Below are 23,141 nucleotides of genomic sequence, written 5' to 3'. Positions count from 1 at the left end.
TTGCGACGGATATTTCTTTTACTCTACCTCGTTTCCACTTGCTTTACCCTCTTTGCACAGCAGGATGAAGCTCTGGTAAAACTGACGATTGAGGTTAGGGACTCTGCCAGCCTCCAACCGTTAGCAGATGTGATGTGCCGTGTTGTAAACTCAAAGGGCAAGATGCTGAGTTATAAGATTGCTGACAGAAAGGGTTGCCTTAACCTCACAGCACACCAAGAGGATGTACTGATGTTCACACTCATAGGTTACGGTAAACAGAAAATAGGCGTTGCTGACATCCGTCAGGCGGAAAAGCAGCCGACTATCATCCTACTATCCCCTAAGCAAGTTGAACTAAAAGAAGTCGTTGTAAAACTCTCTCCTATAAGGAAACAAGGTGACACACTGGTCTACAACGTCGGTTCGTTTCTACAGAAGGGCGACCGTCATTTAGAAGATGTGCTCAAGAAACTACCGGGAATCAAGGTTGCTGAAAACGGTTCGGTGTCTTATCAAGGTCGTGCTATCAACCGGTTTTATATTGAAGGACAGGACTTGATGGGCAACAACTATACACAGGCAAGCCGCAATATGCCTATCAATGCGGTGCGTAATGTCGAAGTTTTGGAGAATCACCAACCTGTGAAGATGATGCAAGGGCGCAAACCATCAGAGTCTGCTGCCCTAAACATCAGGCTCGACAAGAACCACAAGGCTCGTCCCTTTGGGGAGATTACAGGTGGTTTAGGCATAAAACCAAGTGTTTGGGACAACCAGCTATTCCTCACACAGGTGATGAAACATTCGCAAATACTTGTTTCTGCTAAGATGAGTAACACAGGAAAAGACCTTTCAAAGGAAACTAAAGAACATATTGATGTCTATAATCTGGATGCATACGAGCCGCTTCCGCAGGGTGTTCTGTCTGAAAACATAAGTCAGGAGGCGCTTCCACAGGAAAGATATCTGCAGAACAAGTCTTATAGTGCAGGTTTTAATAATATCATTACATTGTCGAAAGACGTAACACTGCGCAGCAACATTCTTTTTTATAAGGATCACGCTGGATATAACCAGTCGACAGCAAACCTTTACGGAGGATTTACGCCCACCACGTTGGAAACCACAGAATGGATGAAGCAGCGCACATTTCGCATCGTACCATCACTGAAGTATGAAGAAAACAGTACTCATAGGTTCATTTCTGACGAACTTAAGTACTCTTTCGGACGGCTGACGAACGAGAATCAAGTCGTAACAAACGGCATTGGAATTACCGAACAAACACGCATAAAGCCATCTTATATTAAGAATTATCTGTCTTCTTCTTTCAAATTAGGAAAGAGTATGTTGCAAGTTCGCTCACTCGTTAGATACGTTAATCGTAGCGAAGAACTGGTAACAGCTTCTGATTCCTTACCACTATATAATGTTACAGAACCCTTTGCAACACGGTCAACTATGACTCGCAACGTTATCACGACTTCTATCCCTACACTCGGAAATGATTTGGACATATCCTTACAGGCTTACTACAGGAATAACTCGTACAATTATCAAGATGATATCTATCATCGTACATTCAAGTTACAAGGCGAACCGGGCTACACGTGGAAATACAAAAAGCAAAGCTACGTAACCTTTGGACTCCCCATAGAATGGACAAGAATAAGCCTTTCAAAGAAGGAAAACAAGCTGTCTGTGCGTAACTTCATTGCATTTAAGCCCTATTTGACACTGCAACAAGTACTGACAAGTACACTTACGCTGAACTTCTCATCATCATTCTCTGCAGACGACAACTCTCTTGACTTCTATACCTTGAAACCTTTAAGAGAGGGATATAGGAATATACAGGTAACAGGAAATGACATCTACAAGTCCACCTACCTGCACACATCGTTCCATATCCGCTATCGTAACCTCGCAACAATGCTCTTTGCAAACCTTTCGCTTGTCTATTCTGATACAAGAAGCGAGGCTTACAGCCACTATGAATACAACGACTCAATGACAATTATGACGTGGGTAAGAGGCAATAACCACCGGCATAACACGACTATAAGTGCTATGATGGACAAGACTTTCATCCCCATAGGTTTGTCCTTAAAGGTTGATGCAACATATAACAGAGGTAGTTATCTTGTTTCGCAATCGGGTGTTATGGTCAATAACCATTCTCACAACGCTTTTGGAACGCTCACCACAAGCTTCCAGAAACTTTCATGGATGCGCCTGTCGGCAGCTTTTACAGCTAAATACTACTGGGAACGAAGTAGTATTATGAAGTTGGATGTTCTTTCATCCTATACAACCAATCTCTCTATTTATCTCTTTCCGACAAAGAAAATGGAATTGAAAATGAAGTTCTATAATCTTACAAATGAGATTACAGATGGACATTATCATACCTGTGGACTTCTGGATGGTGACTTCAACTACAAGATAAATAATGTATGGGAACTGAGGTTATCGGGGACAAACCTGCTAAACAGCAAATCTTACAGCATTACGCAGAACGTAGGAATCAATACTTTCAACACATTCCTGCCCTTACGAGGGCGTGAAATACTCCTCAGCTTACAGCTAAGATTCTAATAACATCAGCACCTACATCCCCTCCTTCAATTTCCCAAAGAGAATAAAATGACACCCTTACTTACAGATATTGACTCAGATTACACCTCATCCCTGAATCTTCTATACTTCGATTCGTAGCTTCAGACCTTGTTACTCTCCAATCTGTGTTCTTATGTTGCTATGTCCTAAAAGCTATTATGTCATATTCTAAACGATATCCTGGCGCACTTAGAAACTCCGTCTTTAAAGGCTGAAAAGCATATCAATTTTCACTTATTCTCTATGTCCTGCCTGCGACAAGACAAGTACTTTTGCGAATTATTTTCATGAAGAAAAATATTTATTTTCACGAGTGGAAATATTTATTTTCATGAAAAAAACATTTTTCTTCATGAAAATAATTCGTAATAGGTGTAGTTTAATGATTTTGATTGACTACTTTCAGTCTTATTTTTACCTTTGATTGACAGGTTTAAAAACTTACTTTTAATATTTGTTGTTACTATATTATCTTAATCATATTTGAAGTTTACACTTTTCCTGCATGGTGTTTTTTTATACAAAAACAGAAACTTCTTCTATTCCCAAGACTATCTTCTCGTTCATTCTCTATTGCATCGTGGACTTTATAATGTCAACTTATATATAGTTCAAGTACGATTATCCTTATAGGTTACAGCTGCCCCTTATTCCTCCGTGAGCTTCTCCATTGTTGCGGCGTCATCCCTTCAAGCTCTGTAAACAGATGGGAAAAATTGCTTATTGAGGAGAATCCGCATGCCAGGGCAGCTTCACTGATGCTCAGCGAAGGGTTCGCGACAAGCATCCGTTTAGCTTCATCCAGGCGGAGTTGTGACAGCCAGTTTCCAAAAGGCATGTTCAGTTCCGTGTTGATGTATTGCGAGAGATAGGTACGGTTGGTGTGCAGCTGGTGTGCCACATCATTAAGCGTAAGCTTACTCTTCGTGTATTGCTTTTCATTTATCCATTTTCTGATGTCGTTTTCTATTTTTCTGCTCTTCTTTTGTAAGGTAGACAGGGGAGATGACTGCTGCATCAGCGTTTCTTTCTCAAAGTACATCGCATAGTTGAGAATAGATACAAAGAAATAACAGAAGAAGACTGCAAATACCAGTAATAGCAAGATTGCAACTTTCTTGTCGACCAGAATGACGACTATCCCCATCATTCCTGTGGCGATACCCCAGTACATTGAGCGTTGTATCCACTGATTAAAAGCATTGGCAGAGGACTGTTGATCCTGCTCCCGTGTTCTTATGTATTTGTTGAGTGCCTTTCTGAGCACGAGGCAGAGCCTGCTTGTCTCAACAATGAATATGATGCCGACAACAGCTACTACTACTATGCGGACGGTTCTGTTGCCAAATCCTCCTCCCCACAAGGCAATGATACTGGCAATGGATGGGATGATGTTGCGCTCCACGTGCTTTGATTTGACATTTTCTTCGCGTATAATGGATATGAATGCCATGATGAAAAGAAACAGACTGATGTATAGTGCGCCTAAGTTCAGTGCCGCAGCATAGTAGGCTGATAGCTCTCTGAGATGAAAGAACCAGTGGCAGAAGCAGATAGCCGAGGTAAGCAACAGTCCTGTGACGATGGCATAGCGTGCTTGCCGATAGCGTCTGTAAGCACGGTGACGAGGGAAAGAAGTGGCAATCAGGCTCAATGCAAATATGCCAAACATGACTGTCAGATAAAGCAATATGTAGTTATAGATGCTATCAAAAGACAGATGGTTCATTGTGCTTCCTCCTTTCCACTGTTTTGACCAGTTGCTCTATATTCGTTTTGTCTACGCCACTGTTTGGGTGAGAGTCCTTCGTGTGCCTTGAAGTAATGGCTAAAAGCTGATGCTGACGTGAACCCTGTTGCATCCGCCAGCTGTTCCATATTCGTCTGTGTATTGGAAGCTAACATCATCTTTGCATGTTTAAGGCGGATACTTCCTATCCATTCCTTAAAAGACGTATTCAGATAGGTGTTAAGGTAAAGGGAGAGATATGTGCGATTAGTGCCCAACTGTCGTGAAACATCGTTGATAGTGATGTTTTTTGTCAGCGCAGCGGACGTTTCCTGCCATCGTTTGGTGCGCCGTTGCAGCTGCAGGATGGTACTTCTATTGAGCCGTCCGTTTTCTTGTGGCAGTCCGATTGTCAGTGCAATAAAGTCGGTATTGAGCATATAGTTGATGAATGACAGGAACATGTAGATGGCAGAAAAGAAGCAGAGTGTCTTGTGAATGGCTACAAGCCAGTGCGGAAAGAATGGTGTAAAGCAGCTCGTAAGACCTAAGGTAATGGTCAGTGTAACGGAACGTGAAAGCCAGGCAATGGACTGCCTGAAGTCATCGGCATAGAAATTGTCGATTTTCTGTTGTGCCCGTCGGTAATAACTATAGAAGCGAAGTCCGAAGAGATAGATGGCAACAAAGAGTGCCATTGTCACCACCATGCGGCTTACGAAACCGAACAATCCCCCCGCAATGGTTCCTGTATAGAGTAAAATCAGGCTCAGAACAGTAAGGACAGCATCACAGATTATGCGTCTACGACTGATGTAATCAGGCTGGACGAACGGGATGTAAGTCATGGATAGTAGAACTGCAACGACAATATACAGGCTTAAAGCTATGATTTCAGTGTGGGGTACATTGTATATGCCAGTCTCATCCAGCCAGTAAAAGAAAGGTTCTAAGGAGAAAATCAAGAAGTTTGTACCGAGCAAATAGCGTGAACGGGTGTAGATGTAGTAAGTGGATTTCTCATGTTTTCGGAGCGCAAGCAGGCACAGACCAAAGGTAACAAGTGTGGTCCATTCAACAAACAGTAGATTACACAAGAAATTTGCAGACTGATTCATTGCATTGCGTTAGATGTTTGACTCTTCGTTCTTTGCCAATCTTTCAGCCGCCCTCCATTGACTTACACGACTGTTGAACCCTGAATGGCGAGCTATTTCGTCCTGATTGGCTTCGGGATGCTCCTGTGCATAGCGGGCAGCATAACCCAGGCGCAGTCGGTTGATATAGTTGTAGAAGCCTCCGAACTCCTGTTTGAAAACCTTTGAGACGTAAGTACGACCATAATCCGTTTGAGAGGCAACAGAGGCAAGCGTCAGATGAGGATTGAGAAAGCCTTTCTTCTGTTCTATGATTTCAAGAATGTCTGCCTTAATTCTTTTTATACATTCACTGCTTAGTCTGTCTTTTTCTTCTTCAATGAGGTTATCAAACAGCGGTACAAGGTTCTTTCTTCGGATATATTGCGATATTATACTGTCTAATTTCTGCATGGTATCTTTGCTGATGTGTCCAGGATGAAGGACAGCAAGGAGCAGCCACATATTCCACCCTGTGAGCAGAAAGTCGACACCAACCCTCATTAGGCGGCTGTCAGTGAAGATTATTACCCAGTAAGCCGATGTGTAAACTAAGGGTTGCCAGATGAAGTGAGAGGCAAGATGCACAGGGAACTCTTCCTCGTTGGAATAGTTATCCTGGTTTGTTTCATTTATCTTCCGGCCGAGCCAGAACGACAAATATACGAGGTAAGCAAATAAAATAATACCTATTACTATACTGATGATGGTTATCTGCAAAATCTGCTGCTCTGAGATTTCCCCAGGAATGACTGTCAAAAGGAACTGCAACAGGACAATAAACATCGGTACAGAAGCAATGAGCCTCATTCTATGTTTCTTACGCTTATAGGCAGAGGCATCAAAGTATTTGTAAAGCATCAGTATCCACGCTGTCGGAATGATGAGGATACCATAATTTTTTACCAGCATCCATGCTTCAGTATTCAAAGGATGGAATACATAAGGTAGCATGAGGATGGAAAAAGGAAAGAAATAAAGGGACATTATCCTTGCTGGAAAGAAACTGGCGGAATGTTTCTGATAAGGATGGCACACATGTCCCCATCTGATTACTGCGAAAAAAATGGATGAAAGGATGTAAGAAAAACAACCTAATGAATATAAGAGAGAATAATCCATGAACTTTGATTAAAAGCTATTGTTAAGTAGAGATGAACATTGTGTATCTTACCATCTTTTCTTATGGTTTGGCAAATTTAGCAAAAAAAAGTAATTAAACCATGAGTTCTGTTGATTTGTTTTACTTTTTAAGATGGAGTTTGCCTTTAACCCACATCAGTTCGTTCATCAGAGATTTACAGAAGTAAGATGTTGAGTTGTTTTCCCATTAGCTATCATTATGCTGATGATTTCCTTTTTGTCAACCAGTTTGTTGAAAAATCGTTAGCAGGTTGCGCACCTCGTTGTAGATGGATGAATAACGACAGAATAATAATGTAGATTTAATGGTAAAAAAAAAGAGTATCTATATCGATTAGCTGATTTCGTTTTACAGAGCAATCCATAAACTTAAACTCCTGTCATTTCTGTCATTTGTAATAGATGCTTAACTTGTTATATTACAGCAAGATATACGAAGTGTTAAAAGTGACAGCAAAATGAAATAAAACTATTCTTGTATTTTCACGTGATAATATCTTTCTTATCTGGGAATACTTATCATTCCATACTTTGGAAGGACTTTTTTATAATTAGCTTTTTGTGTACCATTTTCCTTACCTTTTCTTACTGAGCAAAAAACATACTCTCCTCATTATCATTTGTTGGTAAAACAGTTATCTACAACTTGACCATGGTTGGCTACGAGCGAGGTGTATCTCTGTGGTTATCCACTATTACAGAGTATGGGTAATGATTACCAATATATAGACTACAGTCAATGTGACAGACTTTTTCGTAAACCATACATTTACGATATAGAACAATACTACTGCATTGAGGCTATAATATGTTTTTAAAGCACCAACCAATAACTTGCTATGACATTGTAGAAAACAGCCTCATCTGTCAGTGTTTTGTACTCATTGTAACGTTATTTTGTACCTTTTGTATGTTTCAAATTCGTTTTTTTAATTTCAAAGCTGATTGAATAAGCGTAAAGAAATGTATTTGGATATATTAAACATTAGGGGAAAGGAGATTGCTTGTAAAGGTTTTTGGATGTTTTAAATCGAAGCTATATATTTGTAAAATCAAACGTAATCTAAAAAACTACAATATGAATATATCAACATGAAAGATATATATAATGAGAGCAAAATACACAATTATAAACTTAATTCAAGTTATTATGGAGAAATTATCCTTATTATTAAAGGAAAGAGGACGAAGGCTGAATGTGCTTCAGCACTTGGCATTATTATTGGTAATGCTTACCTCTTTTACAGTTTCAAAAGCACAGAACGTGACCATCAGTCCCAATTCTGGAAAGCTGGTGGCAGGATACACCTATGACATCGAAATCGGATTCGAGCATGGTTGGAGTTCTCTGTGGCGTCATAACCAGTTACCGCTGACCCTTACCGTTTCTGATAAAAAGGATTTGGTAGAAGGTGGACAGCTGAAAGACCCTGCTGGAAACATCAGTCTGGATAAGAGTCAGGGTAAGTATGTTTTAATGGGAGGAAAGACCGTCACGACCAGTATGAACATTTCGCTTCCTAAAGGTTTTCGTTTTACAGGCTACCGTATCGTACTGCTGAACAACATCAACAATAAGACAGTCAACACCATGCCGATTTCTGGTATGAGGAAGATAATGTATGAAACGGATCGTAATTTCGACATCAATTCCCCGAAAGCCCAAACAGATAATATGGGGGCGTACAATGAAGATTCCAAGGAGTATGTTATTGCTCGCACCAGCAAGGGTGAAAACGATATGGGAAATAACCTTTACTTCTACTTCTGGAGGGAAAGGGATAATTTCTATGGTGCAACCATAAAGTACTGTGAGCTTTACTTTACAGCTGAAGGACCTTTCCAAGCAAACGTAGCACCAGGTTCTCCTTCTATGATTATCAAGAATGGAGTCAATATGGTTGATGTTCCTTTCGCTACAAGCAAACTGGACCTGGGTATTATCAAGCCAAACGTGAAGAGTGGTGTAACCTATTTCAGTTATGACTATCGTAACGTCAGGGAGCTTATGGCAAGTAATCATCTCTACCAGAAGAATGCTGTAACGGCAGACAAGAAACTACCTGCTGCAGCTGGAGCTGGAGACATTCAGGCACTTCGCAATGGCGGAAAGCTGTATTATGCTGTAGGTAATAACACCTATTACATTGAGACACCTACTTCGACCAAGTCACAGGAAGGTACTGATATTCCTTTGGGCTATCGAATTACAAAGGCTACGGTTAAATATCACTATGGTACACCTGCTGGTGAAATCAATGAGAATTATGATGATGGTTTTTATATTACGGCAACAGAAGGTTTTTGGAAAAAAAGGACATACTATCTCCAGACAGATGGGAATTGGCTGGAAAACAGACCAGTAGTCTGGAAAATGACGGGTGAAAATAGTGGCAAACTATATAGTGGAGAAAAATACCTGTACATTTATCCTTCAGGTAGAAAATATCTTCTTTATTCAACAAAAGATGTCACAAAGGCTTCAAGTTTCGAGAAGAGCGGAAACACTATAACGAGTCAGATACAAAAAAATACTTATTACCTCTCTATGCCAAGTAAGGATGAGGTTGCTCAGCTGCAAACTAATAACGGAAATACTGCTAAGCTGACGACAGCAAATGGAACTGCCATCAATCCTGCTTTCAAGCCTTCACCTTACACTTTGAAGGTCTATGGAACGGACAAAAACGTTCCTTACCAAGAGGTAAAGGTAACCGAGGGGGCTGAAGGTTCCATCGTGGTATCTAACTTGAACAACGATGCCATCAAGTTTGAAGTATCAGGATTGACTGAAGAAGCAAAGGCACTTGTTACCTTTGAGCTGACACTTGAGGCTTTGAACCCATTTGTAAACTCTATAGACATCATCTGCCATTCATTGAAGGCCAATGGTCCTACCTTGATGCAGCAGTTTACCTCCAACGACTTCCAAGTTTCTGGTGGAAAGTTCCTCTTCTATGTACCAAAGGACTTTATGGGTGACACTCAGAAATGTAAGTTCACATTTGAGAATCTATTCAGCAAGTATGGAGATGACACCTATCCCAAAGGTACATCTACACGTCATGCACGCTATTACTTTGTCAAGTCCGATTATTACAACACTTATGGTGATGGAAAGCAGTACACAACCACAGGTAATGAAGTTTCTGGCGACAAGATTAGCAGTAAGATGTGTGGTAACAAACCATTCAAGTACAGCAATATTGATAATCTGAACAATGATAATCCTGGTGCGACGCAAACGACATTGGAGGAGTACCCTTACTCTGAGTCACTTTACAAGTCACAAGGCGGAACCTTTACAGAGGACATTGAGATTGCCATCAATAACTCCAAGGAGTGTTATCTCTTCACGGGAGACGAGACACGCTGGAATATAGCACCAACTACGGCGTTGGAACATCGCTACTATGCCTACTACCTGATGGATATCAGTCTTATCGTTAAGGATTATAAGGCTAAATGTGAGTTAACCAAACTCTACGACAACACCTGCTACAACCTTGATGGAGCTGACTCTGATAAGCCAATGTACGGTGGTAAGTTTGTTGCACTTGATGCTGAAACTGGAGTAAAGATTCCTACGGGCAATGCATATCTGACAGTTCCTATGATGCGTCAGGCACTCGTTGAGGCACTCGAAGCTCCAAATGTGAAAGCTACTGGCAAGGAAGTGCTTTACCTCGACTATACCGACCTTTATTCTATTCATATTCCAGAAAAGACTAAAATGGATGAAATGAAGTCGGAACTGAACCCGAACTGTCTGATCTACTTCCCCGAGCGTTCAAGCTACAATGAGGACAACTATATTCAGAAGACAAAGAGTGGTGACTTCCGTGCTTGCAAGAACATTGTCATTACTGACCGCCAGCCGTTCTATGCACCGTACAAGATTACCGTTCCTAACGAGAACTATGCAACTTACAAACGAGAGATAACCATCCCTAAGAATGGTAAGGTTGCTCATGCTTCTATCATCCTTCCATTTACTCTCTCTCTTGAGAATGGTGTACATACCAACACAACAGCAGACGGGTGCTCGTTCAAAGTTACAAAGATGCGCCCAACAAACTGTTTAGGTTTGGAGAATGAAGAGACTACTTCGTCTAAAAATTATTATGCTTCAGCTAAATTCGACCTTGTAGGAGGTAATAGTACCGAGGCTAATATTCCTTATATGGTTGAGGTTATTAATGCTCCAGAAGACGGAAATATCTCTTTTATTGCTACACAATATGGTTCAGACGTAATGGCTACCAAGGCAACACTGGATAATCCTAAGTACACTTACCCTGGAGAAAAAGCTACAGGAACAATTGCTGGAACTTCTTATAACTTCAGCAACTTTGGCTCTTATGCTGGTAAGACGATAGACAGACAGACTGCTAATGTATTCTACTTCTCAGGGAATATGTTCCTCAGTTCAAGAAATCTCCTTCCATCATATCCGTATGTTTATGTTTATCCTTTCCGTGCTTACTATCTCTATAACAGAAGTAGTCAGGGAAGTAAGGAGTTGATTGGCTTTGATGTAATTACGGACGATGTAGACTGGGGGACAACAGGCATCACCGAACTCACCCGTGAGGCAGACCTTGTTGTCCAGACAGGCAAGGGATACATCACAGCAACAGCTACTAAGCCTGCACATTTCAACGTCTACAATGCAAATGGCATGAAAGTTGAAACTGTAACACTCAATGCTGGTGAAAGTAGAATGATGACACTACCAGCAGGTCTCTATATTATTAACGGAACAAAGGTTATTGTAAACTAAAAGAAAGAAAAATCATGAAAAGAACATATATTCCACCCAAGATATGGGAAGTCTTGGTAACGCCCGAACTTCTCATTACGGCAGGTAGTGGCAGTAGCAACGACCATGCAGATAGCAAAGAGAATCCTTTTATGTATGACGAGTATGAAGATGACATATCTTTCAATCCACCTTGGAAAAAGGTAAAAGGTGTTTGGGAAGAATGATGAACCAATAGTAGTTCTGAAAAGTATTACCATATTCTTCTCTACTGCAAAAGGACATCTTTATCAAGTTTTTCTCACGAAAGCAGATAATTACTTTCGTGAGAAATAAAGAAAACAGTTGTGCGGAACAATGATACTCTCGTATCAAAGTTCCGCACATTATGTTTGTTCAGGTACTCTTGAATCCAAGTCGTCCAGTAAGGTGTTTTGAAATTATAATTCCATTCAAAAAAATAATGTTTGAATGGAATGCTACTAATCATCAACACTTTTCTATGATGCAACGATTTTGGCTTACTTCATATCGAAACTTGTAGAGCATTGATTATGGACGACCGCACATCTCCTTGAGCAAGGCGAGCGCTTTATTCTCATTCTCTTCCATAATCTCACGTTCTCCAGGTCCTTTGTCGTTGATACCACAGAGGTGAAGGATGCCATGAATGATTACTCGGTTTAGCTCATCATCGTATGATTTCTTGAATAGTTCAGCATTTGTACGGACTGTATCAAGTGAGATAACAAGGTCGCCATTAAGCACATCGCCCTCATCATAATCGAAAGTAATGATGTCCGTGTAGTAATCATGTCCTAAATACTCGTTGTTTACTTCGAGAATCTTCTCATCATCTACGAACATATAACCAATCTCTCCAACCTTTCTTCCATAGGTTGCAGCAACTGCTTTAATCCAACGAGAAATCTCTCGTTTCTTAAATTTTGGCATCTTAACGCCTTCAGCACTATATGTTATCATCGTGTCTTTTATTTTATCAATGAGTCTGTGAGCTTTCGTCTAATAGTTAATATCCCTTAGGTAGGAACTCTGTGATATCTCTTCCAAAATGTTTCAGCTCCCTCACAATGCTTGAACAGATACACTCCAATTGTGGCTCAGCATAAAAGAAGATGGTTTCAATAGAACTTAAGCGTCGGTTGATATCGGCTTGTTCGCGCTCGTATTCAAAGTCTTTCACGCTGCGTACTCCCTTAATGATATATTCGGCTCCCTCTCTTCGTGCAAAGTCTATGGTGAGGTCGCTGTATGCCTTGACCTCTATCTTTGGCTCATCAGCATAGAGTCGTGCTATGCGCTCGGTTCGTTCTCCCGCACTGAGCATACACTTCTTCCGCTCGTTGACACCAACACCGATCACCACCTTGTCAAAGAGGGGCAGTGCACGGCGTATAATAGAATCGTGACCTATTGTGAACGGATCAAAGCTTCCTACGAATATACCTATTTTCATTTGATTTTACCTTCTATATATTCCAAAGGAGTTACAACACTTATCTCACTGGTAGCAAAATCTTTCTTGTTTCTTGTGACAATGATATCAGCATTTGCATTAAGAGCAGCAAAGTATTGCATTGCATCTTCAAAATCATTCCAATTAGCAGTGATTGCAGAATCTATCGCAGGTGCTCCCATACCGATAATTTCAAAGCAATCTCTAATAGCAGAGAATATTGCTATAAAGCCCCTATTTCCTAAGGATTTTCTTTCGATATAACAAGCATTTACAACTGATAGGTCACTCAGCAAAAGTTCGTCTCCATTGTTAATAACCATACTTGCTACTTTCAGTGCATTCTGTGTGAACTCACCTCTTGCCTCAAGAAGATCTATGAGGATATTGGTATCTAAGAAGATTCTCATAAGTGTTTTGTTCTTAGATACTCTTCTTTTGCTTGTTTCCAGCTTTCTAAATGACTGTTTGGCAGTTTACCAGCGATGGATTGAAGCAACTCTATTGCTTTTTTCCTTTTCTCTGGTGTGTTCAAGTCTGGCTTTTTATACTTCTCTGTATGAGAGTTGATTTGACTTATAGTCCATCCCATCTTTTGTGCTAACATCTCCAAGAAGGCGTTGTCTGCACTTGGAATATTTATGGTCCTATTCATAATTATACCTCCTTATTTTATGCAAAAGTACTTCATTTCTATTATATAACCAAAAAAGCTGGGGGATTATTTCCCACCAGCTATTCCTTGAATATCCTGTAACGAGATATTACCAAGCAGGTTGATAATTGTTATCTCGTTGCGTTCTATGGCAAGTAGGGTAAACTCATTCTTTCCATTGGGGTAATGCCGCTCGTAGATAGTAGTATGTTCGCCCCCTTCATTGACCTGCATTACAATTGAATACTTTTGTTGGTTGAAGATACTTTGGGCAGACTTCTTGATAGAAGGAATCAGAGAAGGACGTTCACAGGAGAGTATCTTTAGATAATCCAGACGGCTGGCAATCTTACTGATATCCTTGTTGCCCGCCCTCACATTGCCCATCATACGCATCATATTACGCGATATGTAGACGGTAGAGACACCATCTGTTTCGCTGTATTTATCGAACAATGCTTTCTGAGCGAATGCCGTTATACAGGCTATCATAGTCATACAAAGCGTTAAAATAATTCTCTTCATGATCTAATCCTTTGTTTTATTAGTGATGTTTTCAGCAGCATCAATCCCCTTGTTTATTGACTTTGAGAATTTCAACAGTGCTCGTGAGGTTTCAGCATAGGCATCAGTTGTGTTAGCATATGTGTCCTGTTCTGCCTGTGGGGATTTTTTCTCGTTTTGGTAAACAATAGCTCCCGCAGCGAAGAGGAGCAACAGACTGGCTGCTATCCCTACTACCCAGCGAAGGTTGATATGCCTTATCGTGCGGCGAGTAGTGACTTCTAAGGTGTTCCACTGGCTAATCTGACGATTAAGTCGTTCTTCCATTCCTGCTGGTGTAGGACAATCAGAAGACTGGAGAGCTGTGAAGAAGATACTTTCCTCCTTCAAATTAGCATCAATGTCTTTGCTATTGAAGTAAGTACGCAACGTGTTCTCCTCCTCTTCGGTGGTCAGTCCATCGTAGTATCGGGCAAGCAAGCACTTTATATCTTCAGTCTTTATCATATCTCATTGCTTTTATTTGTTCTCTAATCTTCTTTCTGGCACGGCTGAGAATACTTCTTACATTCACCTCCGAAAACCCTGTTTCGATGCTGATTTCCTCAAAACTGCGGTCTTCAACATCACGCATTAACATGATTCTTCCTTGCGGCTCGGGCAAATGGGAAATCAACAGTCTTACTCGTTGGTATTCGTCGGCAGTCTCTAATTGTCTACTGATATTCTGCGAAGAAGTGACCTGTAAACTTCCCACATCTTTGTCGACTTCTTGTAGATGCCCTGTCCTCATTCTGTCATAGAATAGTCGGCGCAGCACCGTGATGCTATAAGCCTCAGGATTGTCAATCCTTTCAATCTTATCACGTTGCATCCAAAGTTTTAAGAAGGTCTCTTGCACCATATCCTCAGCAGCTTGAGCGTTCCCCATCAGCCTATATGCCACCGAAAAGAGTTTCCGATGGCAGGGTAGGAATAGTTGTTTGAATTCGCTTGCTTGCATAAGTAGATGTGTGCTGTGGAAAATAATAAACTATAGTGTACGTGATAAATCGCAATACACCTTATAGTTCTTTCAGTTTCTTCTTTGCATTCTGTTTTACAACAGTGTTCACCTCGTCGGGTTTTATCCTGCCTTTAATATGGACAATAGTTCCATCTTGCTTGTTAGCAGAAAGAATTAGCAGTTCACGGATATATCCCTTCCTTTCTTTTACGTAGATATAATTGGTCTCATCAGACTCCTTGTTGAAGATAATTGGTGTAAATCCTGTCGGTTGAAAAGTCTGAAGTGTCTTTTGAAAGTTCTGTCTAACGATTGGAGAACATTCTTCCAAATTAAGAACCCGAATAGAAGAGATTGCTTTTAACGCCTTAATATCTTCCTGCTCTGCTTTTGTAAGCATCTTAGCCATTGACATTATAAAACGTGGAATGTGTACATATTCCACATTCTTCTCACTTTTGTATTGTCTGAATAGCGCTTCTACGTTTTGCGCCGAAGCCCCTAATACGCTAATAGCAAAGACAAATAAAATAAGAATCCTTTTCATGTATTGTCCTTGTTTACGTTGTCTGTGACTTTACGATGTCATCAATGTTAGAAGGATTGATATGTCCTACGATATTGATGAGTGAACAGTCTTCTTTGTCCATGGCGAAGATAACAAGGCTCTGCACTTCCTTCTCGTTGCCCTTAATGAATATTCTGACCTTTTCGCCGTCCTCATTTGTCTTTATCATAGGCTCATATCCCTTTGATTCCAGCTTACTAATGCGGTTGTATAAGCCGTCTTTTGTCTTTTGGTCAGCCTCCTCGAAGGTTAAAATTTGCAATTCGTCGATTTGCTTAGCGAGTGCATTAGCAGTCTCGTCGTTGGCAGCCTTCAGTCCAAGCTTTATGAGTGTCTTTGGCAAGTTGACGTAAGTGACGTTATCTCCACTCTTAAACTCTTTGAAAATAGATTCTACCTCATCATTCGTAGGCTGCATGATGAGACTCTTTGGGTTGGCTTTTACGGTGCAGCTTGAGCATAGTACAGCTACAGCGAATGCGATAGTAAAAATTGTTGTTTTCATTGTCTTGATGTTTAATTAGGTTGATAAATCCGTAATTGTTTACATCTATAGAGACGTAAAAAGAAAAATGTTTGTGGCAAAGAATGCTGTTTTTTCTACAAAAGATTATTTTTATAATTTTACTATACAATTCTTTTATGATTTCTCTCGGTGTTCCTAATCTTTTAAGACACTATGCTAAAAGGTGATAACAGCCTCCTGCCATAGCCCTGATGACTCCTTTCATTTCTAATGCGAATAGGAGTCCTGTGAGTCGTGAAATGGGGATGTTTGCTTGAATGGATAAGAGATTTATCTGTAAATCATTATTCTTGGTGAGCACACGGACAATCGCTTCTTCTTCAGAAGACAAATCAGGGAAAAGCGTTCGTTCAATTCCTCGTTCTTGCGCCTGCTCCAATTTGACATCATCATCCCATCTCATTGCTTTCACAAAATCAGTTGCTGACGTGATGAGGGCAGCCCCATTGTCACGAATAAGATTATTACACCCCTCGCTATAATCAGAATGTACAGAACCAGGAAAGGCAAATACCTCTCGTGCATAGCTGCGAGCGATGCTGCAAGTGATAAGTCCTCCACCCTTAGCGGCTGACTCTACAAGGATTGTTGCATCTGCACAACCCGCTACAATGCGGTTGCGCTGTACGAAGTTGCGTGCAATGGGCTGAGTATGCGTGGCATACTCCGTCAGCAATCCACCTTGTTCAATCATCCTTAGTGCCGTATCTCTGTGTCCACGTGGATAGATATCGTCAAGTCCGTGTGCCAATACACCTACGGTTTCAAAGTCATTTTCTAATGCAGCTCGGTGTGCATGGATGTCTACTCCATAAGCCAATCCGCTGAAGATGAGCACATCGGGGCAAAGTGCTTTCAGTTCTCTGACAAACGAGCGGATAATATCTTGTCCGTAGGTGGTGCAGTGTCGTGTACCGATAATATTGATAACGTGTCGACTGTTGAGGTCAGCATTCCCGAGATAATAAAGAAGAATAGGTGCATCTATACACTCTTTGAGCCGCTGCGGATAGCGTTCATCATTCATAGAGATAGGCTCAATATGATGCAGTTGGTCGTATTCTAACTCTTTTTCAGCCCACTCTCTGAGGTTATCAACATCTCTTAGTGCTTGTACCAGATGCGTTGAGGATTCTGGAAGAATCTCTCTGATATCTCGTTTGTGTTCTATGACGGCTGTGGCAGAGCCTGCTCGTTTGTAAAGTTCAGCCAATTCGCTGAGGTTAAAACGAGTAAGTCGGGTAAGTAAGATTGCGTTTAAGGATTCCATAGTGTAGATTGTGATAAGTAGCCGCTCCCAAGCTCCTCCAAAAGAGGAGGAGTATTAGGGAGTGTGTGGACTTTTATAATACAGCAGCAAAGGCATCGTCATATTCCTTGCTATTGCCTAACCTACCATTGATGAGCGTGACAAGGTCAACATCTGCGTGGAAACAGAGCTGTTCGTCACTGGCACGGAAGAGATCGTGGTTGAATACCCAGCGTAGTCCCTGCTTCTTCAATCCCATGCGTGAGATAATCTCATCATCACAGGTCAGCGGCACTTTATATGTGAGTTGCATACGTGCAACAACAGCATCAACTCCTTTGTTGTGTAAATCCGCAAAGCTCACACCCAACGACTTTAGAAATCTATGGCGTGTGTGTTCAGTGTAATGCAGATAGTTTGCATTGTTTACAATACCTTGGATATCGCACTCGTAGTCGCGAACCTCCATTCTTGTCTCAAAAATATATTTCTTCTTTTCCATAATCTATTTTTTTAGGCTTTTATTGGGCATATTAGGCCTATTAGCCTTATATGCCCCATTAGGCTTATTAGCCCAATTTCCCTAACCCTTTAATAATGAACTCCCCTTTAGATATTCATATCCTATCCTGCAACGGAGACAGTCTTTTCGGTCACAATACGCTTTTTTAAGCTGTATGAGTGCCTGCGAATCACCCGCTGTATCAACCATTAGCCCCACTTCTTTCCACATCCTTACGATGTGATTATTCTCAGCTTTCAGTGCATCAAGGAAATCGAAAGCACGTTCACATAACTTCTCAGCGTTCTTATGCTTCCCATAGGCGAAAAGAATGGGCGCAACAGTGTTAATAATCTGCAGATTTAGGGATGCAGCAGACAGTTTCTTTCCACTCTTTGCACTCTCTTCTCCAAAGACATAATGCGTCTCCCAGTAGCGTGTTACCTGTGTTGCCAACAGTTCACGCACCTGCTTCACCGTCTCACATTCCAACAACTGTGACAATCCAGCTCGCTGTTCATAGTAGAGCCGAGCGAGTTGTGCGATGCGAATATGCGGAAAGTTCTGCGGTCGAAGTCGAAGAAACCTCCATTGAGTGGCATCCATTTGTTGTAATCCAAACTTATGTGCGAGGTACTGATATTCGCTTTTCAGCGTTGTGAAATAGCTGTCGTTCAGTGCCTGCTGCTGGTATCGCTCGGGGATAGCAGTCGTTTCCAACAATCCTGCCTGCCCTAAGAAAAAGGCTTCAATCTGCATAAGATTGTCCCGATGATGAGCTATACTTTGCAGAGAAATCAGCTTTGCCCATGTCTCAAAGGCATCGCCATTGATGCCGAAACCATAGTTACGAGCAAGCGTTACGAAGTAAGCCGCTTCCCAAGACCCGTCACAATCTTTCACACGTTGCGTTATCGCCTCTGTTTTCTGTTCTAACCGTTCTGTCTGCAAGGCACTCATCCACGAGTGAACCATCAGGTTTGATAGGTTTGGAATGATGCGATAACAAGCCGGATATTCATCCGTTGTGAGCAGTTCTTCGTAATGCGCACGCACAGCCGTAGGAACTTGCAACCGCATTTGTGGCGGATAATCGCCCTGCCTTGTCTTGACATCAACGTCAATAGACTCTGCCACGTGCAGGATAACATTGTTATAGTTCGGGTCGTGGTCGTGTCGGTGCAGAAACCAGTCCGACGCACGGTCGTGTATCTCCACATTACCCACCCACAGCGTTCCTCCAATCTTTACTTTTGCATTGAAGAAGTCGGGACCAGCGTTGTGATTATGTAGCCCAGGGTCAATGACTTCTACTTCCTGTCCGTCAGTAGTTTTGAGTCCCGTCAATGGAAACATTTTATGCTTCCATACGTAGTGGATGAGTTGTTCCATAATAGATCTTGGTTTGTAACAATACGCAAATATACAAAGAATTTAATAAAATCAGACACCTTACCTACGTATTTTCTTATTATTTTCTACCATAGTTACTCATTTCTTAGCACTCATCAGCAGTGAAGTTTAGCACTCATAGCAGCGGTGTTTAGCACCAACGCCATCGGTGTTAAGCATCCGCACGAGATGTGCAGGGCATCCGCACGTCAAGAGAAAATGAGGAGATAGCTTCAATTTTGCCCTTACTCTGATGGTTAAAGACAATTCCTAACTTGTCTGTACCTTACTTAAAAATACGTGAACTTATTTTGTTTTATGCAGCAAATCAGCTACCTTTGCATTGTTTTAATTCAGATTAATTATGAAAATAGCATTAATCGGCTATGGCAAGATGGGGCACATGATAGAAAAGATAGCCCTTGAGCGTGGTCACGAAATCGTAAGTATTATTGATGTTGACAATATAGAGGACTTTGATTCTCCCGCATTCGCATCGGCTGATGTAGCCATTGAATTTACAAATCCTACGGCTGCCTTTGCCAATTATAAGCGTGCCTTTGCGCATAATGTGAAGGTTGTCAGTGGCTCTACTGGCTGGATGCAGGAGCATAAGGCTGAGGTTGAACGTATGTGTACAGAAGGTGGTCAGACTTTGTTTTGGGCAAGTAACTTCTCTCTTGGCGTTGCTATTTTCTCTGCTGTCAATCGTTACTTAGCAAAGATAATGAATGGTTTCCCACAGTATAACGTTGAGATGGAGGAAGTACATCACGTCCACAAACTCGATGCACCATCTGGTACAGCTATTACCCTTGCAGAAGAGATAATCAATGACCTCGACCGCAAAGACAAGTGGGTTAAAGGCTTCCAGCATGCTGCCGATGGTACGGAATCTGGTAGCAATGATGTTGCCCCTAACGAGTTGCCTATCGCCTCAATTCGTCGAGATGAAGTGCCAGGCATTCATAGCATCAGTTATGACTCAGAGGCTGACAAGATAACCATTACTCACGATGCCCACAACCGTAAGGGCTTTGCTCTCGGTGCTGTCTTAGCAGCTGAATATACCAAAGACCACACCGGTTTGCTCACAACAAGCGATTTATTTAAGTTTTAATCTTGGGTGTTGAGTGGTAGGTGTTGGGTATTGATGATTACTGATAGTTTTCAAAACTAATAGTTATTTATCATGCACCTTCATATATCTCATTATCTAATATTTGAGCTTCCAACATTTCATCACCACCCATCACTCACCACCCATCACCTATCACCATCATGATTGATAAAGAAAAAGCAGCCCTGAATCCAAAGAAGCAATGGGCAAAGTTTATTTGTGTTCTTGTTCTCTACCTCCTTTTCCTGTTCTGGGTAAAGAGTTGGTTGGGATTGTTAGTAGTTCCATTTATCTTTGATGTGTATATCACAAAGAAGATTCGTTGGCAGTGGTGGAAGGATTCTGAAGGACCTATCCGCTTTGTTATGGGATGGGTAGATGCACTGGTATTCGCATTGGTAGCAGTGTATTTCATCAATCTTTTCTTCTTCCAGAACTACGTTATCCCTTCTTCTTCCCTTGAGAAGTCACTCCTCACGGGCGATTACCTCTTTGTGTCGAAGGTAAGCTATGGTCCTCGTATTCCTGAGACACCATTGACAATGCCACTGACACAGCACACCTTGCCTATTATTAATACTAAGAGCTACATCTCTTGGCCACATTGGGACTACCGTCGTGTGAAGGGTTTGGGTAAGGTACAGCTCAATGATATCGTTGTATTCAACTTTCCTGCAGGTGATACTATCATGAGTGAACCAGCTTATCAGGGTAATGATTACTATCATGATGTCTATACAATGGGTACGAACTTCCTCGCACAACAGAATCCAAATATCAATCTCTCAACGATGAATATACTCCAGCAACGTGCTTTCTTTGATAAGGCATACGCTACGGGTAAAGCTTATATCGTTAGAAATGCAGGTACTTTCGGACCTTTAGATTGGCGTCCTACTGACCGTCGTGAGAACTATGTGAAGCGTTGTGTAGGTCTTCCTGGACAGACCTTGCAGATTAAGGACAAGATTGTTTATATTGACGGAAAGGCAAATAAAGAGCCAGAGAAAGTCGAATATACCTATTTTGTTAAGTTTAAAAACATCTCTGTTTCTGATTTCATTGGAGAACGTTACGACGAACTTCGTAAGGATTTAGAAATCAGTGATGAGGATGTACAGACGCTCAGTCGTCTGAAAGGATATGACTTGAGCCAAGGTAAGGTGCTTAATAAGGATATTCTGGCTTATGATGGTTATATGCCATTGACAAAACGAGCCGTTGCTGAGCTGAAGCGTCAGGGTCTTGTACAGTCTATCCGTCCGGTAACAGATAGAGATCTCTACTCTGGTCCGTATTATCCACTCAATGGTTTTACTGGCTGGACACGCGATAACTATGGTCCTATTTGGATTCCAGCGAAGGGCAAGTCAATTAAGTTGACATTAGAGAATCTTCCTGTTTATGAGCGTTGTATCAAGGTTTATGAGAACAACGACTTGCAGGTTAAGAACGGAAAGATATATATCAACGGTAAACTATCTAATAGCTACACCTTTAAGATGGACTATTATTGGATGATGGGTGATAACCGTCATAACTCTGCCGACAGCCGTTTTTGGGGCTTTGTACCAGAGGATCACATCGTAGGTAAGCCAATATTCATCTGGTGGTCAAGCGATCCAGACCGTAAGGGCTTTAGAGGAATCCGCTGGCACAGACTGTTTAACTGGGTGGATAATATAAAGTAGGTGCCTCAAAGGACCTCCCCAAGTCCCTCCAAAGGAGGGGATGTGCAAGTTACCTGTGTTTGGTAAACGTTACACATCCCCTCCTTTTTTTGTCATCGTTCAATCATATTATACGTAAAACTGTTATGGCATATTCTGATAAAAACAACATAGTCAGTTCAAACAATAGCAATATCGGTAACTTAACATCCCCTCCTTCGGAGGGGCTTGGGGAGGTCTTGCTCTCCTCTGCTTACTTTGCGCCCATTCAATGGTATCAGAAACTGAATCGCTATGACAGCTGTCTGATAGAGCAACACGATAATTTTGTTAAGCAAACCTATCGTAATCGTTGTGTAATCGCTTCTGCGAATGGTCCACAGATACTCTCTATTCCAGTTGAGAAGTTTGAGAATACGAAGTGTCCGATGAAGGATGTGCGTATCAGCGACCACGATAATTGGCGCCATCAGCACTGGAATGCTCTGTTGTCGTCTTATGGTGAGAGTCCGTTCTTCGAGTATTATGAGGACGATATACGCCCATTCTTCGAGCGGAAATGGAAGTATCTCTATGATTTTAACTGGGAGATAATGCTAAAAATGTGCGAACTTATTGACATTATACCTTGTATACGCCGTACAGATGTCTATCAAAAAGATATTCCCAATGGAACTGTTGATTTCAGAGAGATAATTCGTCCGAAGCATCCAGGTGTCGATACCGACTTTATTCCTCGTCGTTACTATCAAGTTTATCAACAGAAGTTTGGCTTCCTGCCCAACCTTAGTATCCTTGACTTGCTTTTCAACGAGGGTAATGAAAGTGTTTTATACTTGTAAGATGCCGTAAATATGGTGCTTTTCAAGCTGTAATACTCTCTTTTTATCTTTCTTGTCAGTCCCTTCAAAGGTATCTCCTACGAATTCTTTTCATGAAAAAAAGAAATTATTTACGTGAAAAGAAATATTTATTTTCATGAAGAAAAATATTTATTTTCATGAAAATAATTCGAAAAAGGCGTAGAGTTGTTGTTTTAGAACAGCTATACGCCTTTTTTATTTAGCCTTTTCAGCCTTTTACTTTGTACCTTCTTAAAAC

21 protein-coding genes are annotated in these 23,141 nt (G+C 41.3%); 6 read left to right on the top strand and 15 right to left on the bottom strand.

What is annotated here, in order from left to right; translation table 11 throughout:
• Positions 1 to 2,580, top strand: a complete 2,580-nt coding sequence (locus tag J5A56_RS07815; protein ID WP_021672511.1) for a TonB-dependent receptor — start codon at positions 1 to 3, stop codon at positions 2,578 to 2,580.
• A gap of 655 nt (positions 2,581 to 3,235) precedes the next feature.
• On the opposite strand, the gene J5A56_RS07810 is transcribed toward J5A56_RS07815, so the two are convergent.
• From J5A56_RS07810 to J5A56_RS07800, 3 genes are read right to left on the bottom strand one after another with little or no spacing between them, the layout of a single operon-like run.
• A complete protein-coding gene (locus J5A56_RS07810) occupies positions 3,236 to 4,330 on the bottom strand; it encodes a helix-turn-helix domain-containing protein (RefSeq protein WP_021672510.1) in 1,095 nt (364 codons plus the stop codon).
• Entirely contained in the window at positions 4,327 to 5,448 is a 1,122-nt protein-coding gene (locus J5A56_RS07805; protein WP_021672509.1) for a helix-turn-helix domain-containing protein, read from the bottom strand. The genes J5A56_RS07810 and J5A56_RS07805 overlap by 4 nt, the downstream gene beginning before the upstream one ends.
• Before the next feature lie 9 nt (positions 5,449 to 5,457).
• On the bottom strand, positions 5,458 to 6,378 hold the full coding sequence (locus J5A56_RS07800; RefSeq protein ID WP_231370825.1) for a helix-turn-helix transcriptional regulator: 921 nt from the start codon (positions 6,376 to 6,378) through the stop codon (positions 5,458 to 5,460).
• Positions 6,379 to 7,759: 1,381 nt separating this feature from the next.
• On the opposite strand from J5A56_RS07800, the gene J5A56_RS07795 reads away from it, so the two are divergent.
• Together J5A56_RS07795 and J5A56_RS07790 are read left to right on the top strand one after the other, a co-directional pair.
• On the top strand, positions 7,760 to 11,392 hold the full coding sequence (locus J5A56_RS07795; RefSeq protein WP_231370824.1) for a hypothetical protein: 3,633 nt from the start codon (positions 7,760 to 7,762) through the stop codon (positions 11,390 to 11,392).
• Positions 11,393 to 11,406: 14 nt separating this feature from the next.
• On the top strand, positions 11,407 to 11,598 hold the full coding sequence (locus tag J5A56_RS07790) for a hypothetical protein (RefSeq protein WP_021672505.1): 192 nt from the start codon (positions 11,407 to 11,409) through the stop codon (positions 11,596 to 11,598).
• Positions 11,599 to 11,923: 325 nt separating this feature from the next.
• Here J5A56_RS07790 and ybeY read toward each other — a convergent pair whose 3' ends face one another.
• The 12 genes from ybeY to J5A56_RS07730 all read right to left on the bottom strand — a co-directional run bounded on the left by ybeY (position 11,924) and on the right by J5A56_RS07730 (position 19,250).
• Positions 11,924 to 12,355 (bottom strand): rRNA maturation RNase YbeY, encoded by a 432-nt coding sequence (gene ybeY, locus J5A56_RS07785; protein WP_021672502.1) that lies wholly within the window; start codon positions 12,353 to 12,355, stop codon positions 11,924 to 11,926.
• A gap of 46 nt (positions 12,356 to 12,401) precedes the next feature.
• Positions 12,402 to 12,848 carry a pantetheine-phosphate adenylyltransferase gene (gene coaD / locus J5A56_RS07780; protein ID WP_021672501.1) on the bottom strand — a complete coding sequence of 149 codons (447 nt, stop codon included), beginning with the start codon at positions 12,846 to 12,848 and terminating at the stop codon, positions 12,402 to 12,404.
• Positions 12,845 to 13,258, bottom strand: coding sequence for a type II toxin-antitoxin system VapC family toxin (locus J5A56_RS07775; protein WP_021672500.1), 414 nt, complete (start codon positions 13,256 to 13,258; stop codon positions 12,845 to 12,847). Before J5A56_RS07775 ends, coaD begins: the two co-directional genes overlap by 4 nt.
• The gene (locus J5A56_RS07770) at positions 13,255 to 13,503 is read right to left on the bottom strand and encodes a hypothetical protein (RefSeq protein ID WP_021672499.1); all 249 of its coding nucleotides are present in this window, start codon (positions 13,501 to 13,503) and stop codon (positions 13,255 to 13,257) included. Before J5A56_RS07770 ends, J5A56_RS07775 begins: the two co-directional genes overlap by 4 nt.
• Before the next feature lie 66 nt (positions 13,504 to 13,569).
• Positions 13,570 to 14,028 (bottom strand): DUF4252 domain-containing protein, encoded by a 459-nt coding sequence (locus tag J5A56_RS07765; protein WP_021672498.1) that lies wholly within the window; start codon positions 14,026 to 14,028, stop codon positions 13,570 to 13,572.
• Positions 14,029 to 14,031: 3 nt separating this feature from the next.
• Positions 14,032 to 14,514: a hypothetical protein gene (locus J5A56_RS07760; protein WP_021672497.1), complete on the bottom strand. Its 483-nt coding sequence runs from the start codon at positions 14,512 to 14,514 to the stop codon at positions 14,032 to 14,034.
• Positions 14,501 to 15,010: an RNA polymerase sigma factor gene (locus J5A56_RS07755; protein ID WP_021672496.1), complete on the bottom strand. Its 510-nt coding sequence runs from the start codon at positions 15,008 to 15,010 to the stop codon at positions 14,501 to 14,503. Before J5A56_RS07755 ends, J5A56_RS07760 begins: the two co-directional genes overlap by 14 nt.
• Before the next feature lie 61 nt (positions 15,011 to 15,071).
• On the bottom strand, positions 15,072 to 15,560 hold the full coding sequence (locus tag J5A56_RS07750) for a DUF4252 domain-containing protein (RefSeq protein WP_021672495.1): 489 nt from the start codon (positions 15,558 to 15,560) through the stop codon (positions 15,072 to 15,074).
• Between the two features lie 13 nt (positions 15,561 to 15,573).
• Positions 15,574 to 16,086, bottom strand: coding sequence for a DUF4252 domain-containing protein (locus J5A56_RS07745; protein WP_021672494.1), 513 nt, complete (start codon positions 16,084 to 16,086; stop codon positions 15,574 to 15,576).
• Between the two features lie 172 nt (positions 16,087 to 16,258).
• Complete coding sequence (dprA, locus tag J5A56_RS07740; RefSeq protein WP_021672493.1) at positions 16,259 to 17,377, bottom strand: DNA-processing protein DprA; 1,119 nt, start codon at positions 17,375 to 17,377, stop codon at positions 16,259 to 16,261.
• A 73-nt stretch (positions 17,378 to 17,450) separates the two neighbouring features.
• The gene (locus J5A56_RS07735; protein WP_021672492.1) at positions 17,451 to 17,858 is read right to left on the bottom strand and encodes an acyl-CoA thioesterase; all 408 of its coding nucleotides are present in this window, start codon (positions 17,856 to 17,858) and stop codon (positions 17,451 to 17,453) included.
• An 81-nt stretch (positions 17,859 to 17,939) separates the two neighbouring features.
• Entirely contained in the window at positions 17,940 to 19,250 is a 1,311-nt protein-coding gene (locus J5A56_RS07730; RefSeq protein ID WP_021672491.1) for a DUF2851 family protein, read from the bottom strand.
• Between the two features lie 364 nt (positions 19,251 to 19,614).
• On the opposite strand from J5A56_RS07730, the gene dapB reads away from it, so the two are divergent.
• The 3 genes from dapB to J5A56_RS07715 all read left to right on the top strand — a co-directional run bounded on the left by dapB (position 19,615) and on the right by J5A56_RS07715 (position 22,882).
• Complete coding sequence (gene dapB / locus J5A56_RS07725) at positions 19,615 to 20,370, top strand: 4-hydroxy-tetrahydrodipicolinate reductase (RefSeq protein WP_021672490.1); 756 nt, start codon at positions 19,615 to 19,617, stop codon at positions 20,368 to 20,370.
• Positions 20,371 to 20,531: 161 nt separating this feature from the next.
• Entirely contained in the window at positions 20,532 to 22,061 is a 1,530-nt protein-coding gene (gene lepB / locus J5A56_RS07720; protein WP_021672489.1) for a signal peptidase I, read from the top strand.
• A gap of 125 nt (positions 22,062 to 22,186) precedes the next feature.
• Entirely contained in the window at positions 22,187 to 22,882 is a 696-nt protein-coding gene (locus tag J5A56_RS07715; protein WP_021672488.1) for a WbqC family protein, read from the top strand.
• Positions 22,883 to 23,141: the final 259 nt, after the last annotated feature.

This window comes from Prevotella melaninogenica, assembly GCF_018128065.1.
GTDB lineage: Bacteria > Bacteroidota > Bacteroidia > Bacteroidales > Bacteroidaceae > Prevotella.
This window is presented reverse-complemented; position numbering and strand designations above follow the sequence as displayed.

Excerpts from the sequence above, each read along its gene's own strand:
- J5A56_RS07770 (WP_021672499.1), bottom strand. The coding sequence starts at position 13,503 with ATGAATAGGACCATAAATATTCCAAGTGCAGACAACGCCTTCTTGGAG.
- J5A56_RS07735 (WP_021672492.1), bottom strand. The coding sequence starts at position 17,858 with ATGGAAAAGAAGAAATATATTTTTGAGACAAGAATGGAGGTTCGCGAC.
- coaD (WP_021672501.1), bottom strand. The coding sequence starts at position 12,848 with ATGAAAATAGGTATATTCGTAGGAAGCTTTGATCCGTTCACAATAGGT.
- J5A56_RS07765 (WP_021672498.1), bottom strand. The coding sequence starts at position 14,028 with ATGAAGAGAATTATTTTAACGCTTTGTATGACTATGATAGCCTGTATA.
- J5A56_RS07795 (WP_231370824.1), top strand. The coding sequence starts at position 7,760 with ATGGAGAAATTATCCTTATTATTAAAGGAAAGAGGACGAAGGCTGAAT.
- dapB (WP_021672490.1), top strand. The coding sequence starts at position 19,615 with ATGAAAATAGCATTAATCGGCTATGGCAAGATGGGGCACATGATAGAA.
- J5A56_RS07790 (WP_021672505.1), top strand. The coding sequence starts at position 11,407 with ATGAAAAGAACATATATTCCACCCAAGATATGGGAAGTCTTGGTAACG.
- J5A56_RS07800 (WP_231370825.1), bottom strand. The coding sequence starts at position 6,378 with ATGCTGGTAAAAAATTATGGTATCCTCATCATTCCGACAGCGTGGATA.
- J5A56_RS07730 (WP_021672491.1), bottom strand. The coding sequence starts at position 19,250 with ATGGAACAACTCATCCACTACGTATGGAAGCATAAAATGTTTCCATTG.
- J5A56_RS07810 (WP_021672510.1), bottom strand. The coding sequence starts at position 4,330 with ATGAACCATCTGTCTTTTGATAGCATCTATAACTACATATTGCTTTAT.
- J5A56_RS07805 (WP_021672509.1), bottom strand. The coding sequence starts at position 5,448 with ATGAATCAGTCTGCAAATTTCTTGTGTAATCTACTGTTTGTTGAATGG.
- J5A56_RS07750 (WP_021672495.1), bottom strand. The coding sequence starts at position 15,560 with ATGAAAAGGATTCTTATTTTATTTGTCTTTGCTATTAGCGTATTAGGG.
- J5A56_RS07775 (WP_021672500.1), bottom strand. The coding sequence starts at position 13,258 with ATGAGAATCTTCTTAGATACCAATATCCTCATAGATCTTCTTGAGGCA.
- J5A56_RS07760 (WP_021672497.1), bottom strand. The coding sequence starts at position 14,514 with ATGATAAAGACTGAAGATATAAAGTGCTTGCTTGCCCGATACTACGAT.
- J5A56_RS07715 (WP_021672488.1), top strand. The coding sequence starts at position 22,187 with ATGGCATATTCTGATAAAAACAACATAGTCAGTTCAAACAATAGCAAT.
- ybeY (WP_021672502.1), bottom strand. The coding sequence starts at position 12,355 with ATGATAACATATAGTGCTGAAGGCGTTAAGATGCCAAAATTTAAGAAA.
- dprA (WP_021672493.1), bottom strand. The coding sequence starts at position 17,377 with ATGGAATCCTTAAACGCAATCTTACTTACCCGACTTACTCGTTTTAAC.
- J5A56_RS07755 (WP_021672496.1), bottom strand. The coding sequence starts at position 15,010 with ATGCAAGCAAGCGAATTCAAACAACTATTCCTACCCTGCCATCGGAAA.
- lepB (WP_021672489.1), top strand. The coding sequence starts at position 20,532 with ATGATTGATAAAGAAAAAGCAGCCCTGAATCCAAAGAAGCAATGGGCA.
- J5A56_RS07745 (WP_021672494.1), bottom strand. The coding sequence starts at position 16,086 with ATGAAAACAACAATTTTTACTATCGCATTCGCTGTAGCTGTACTATGC.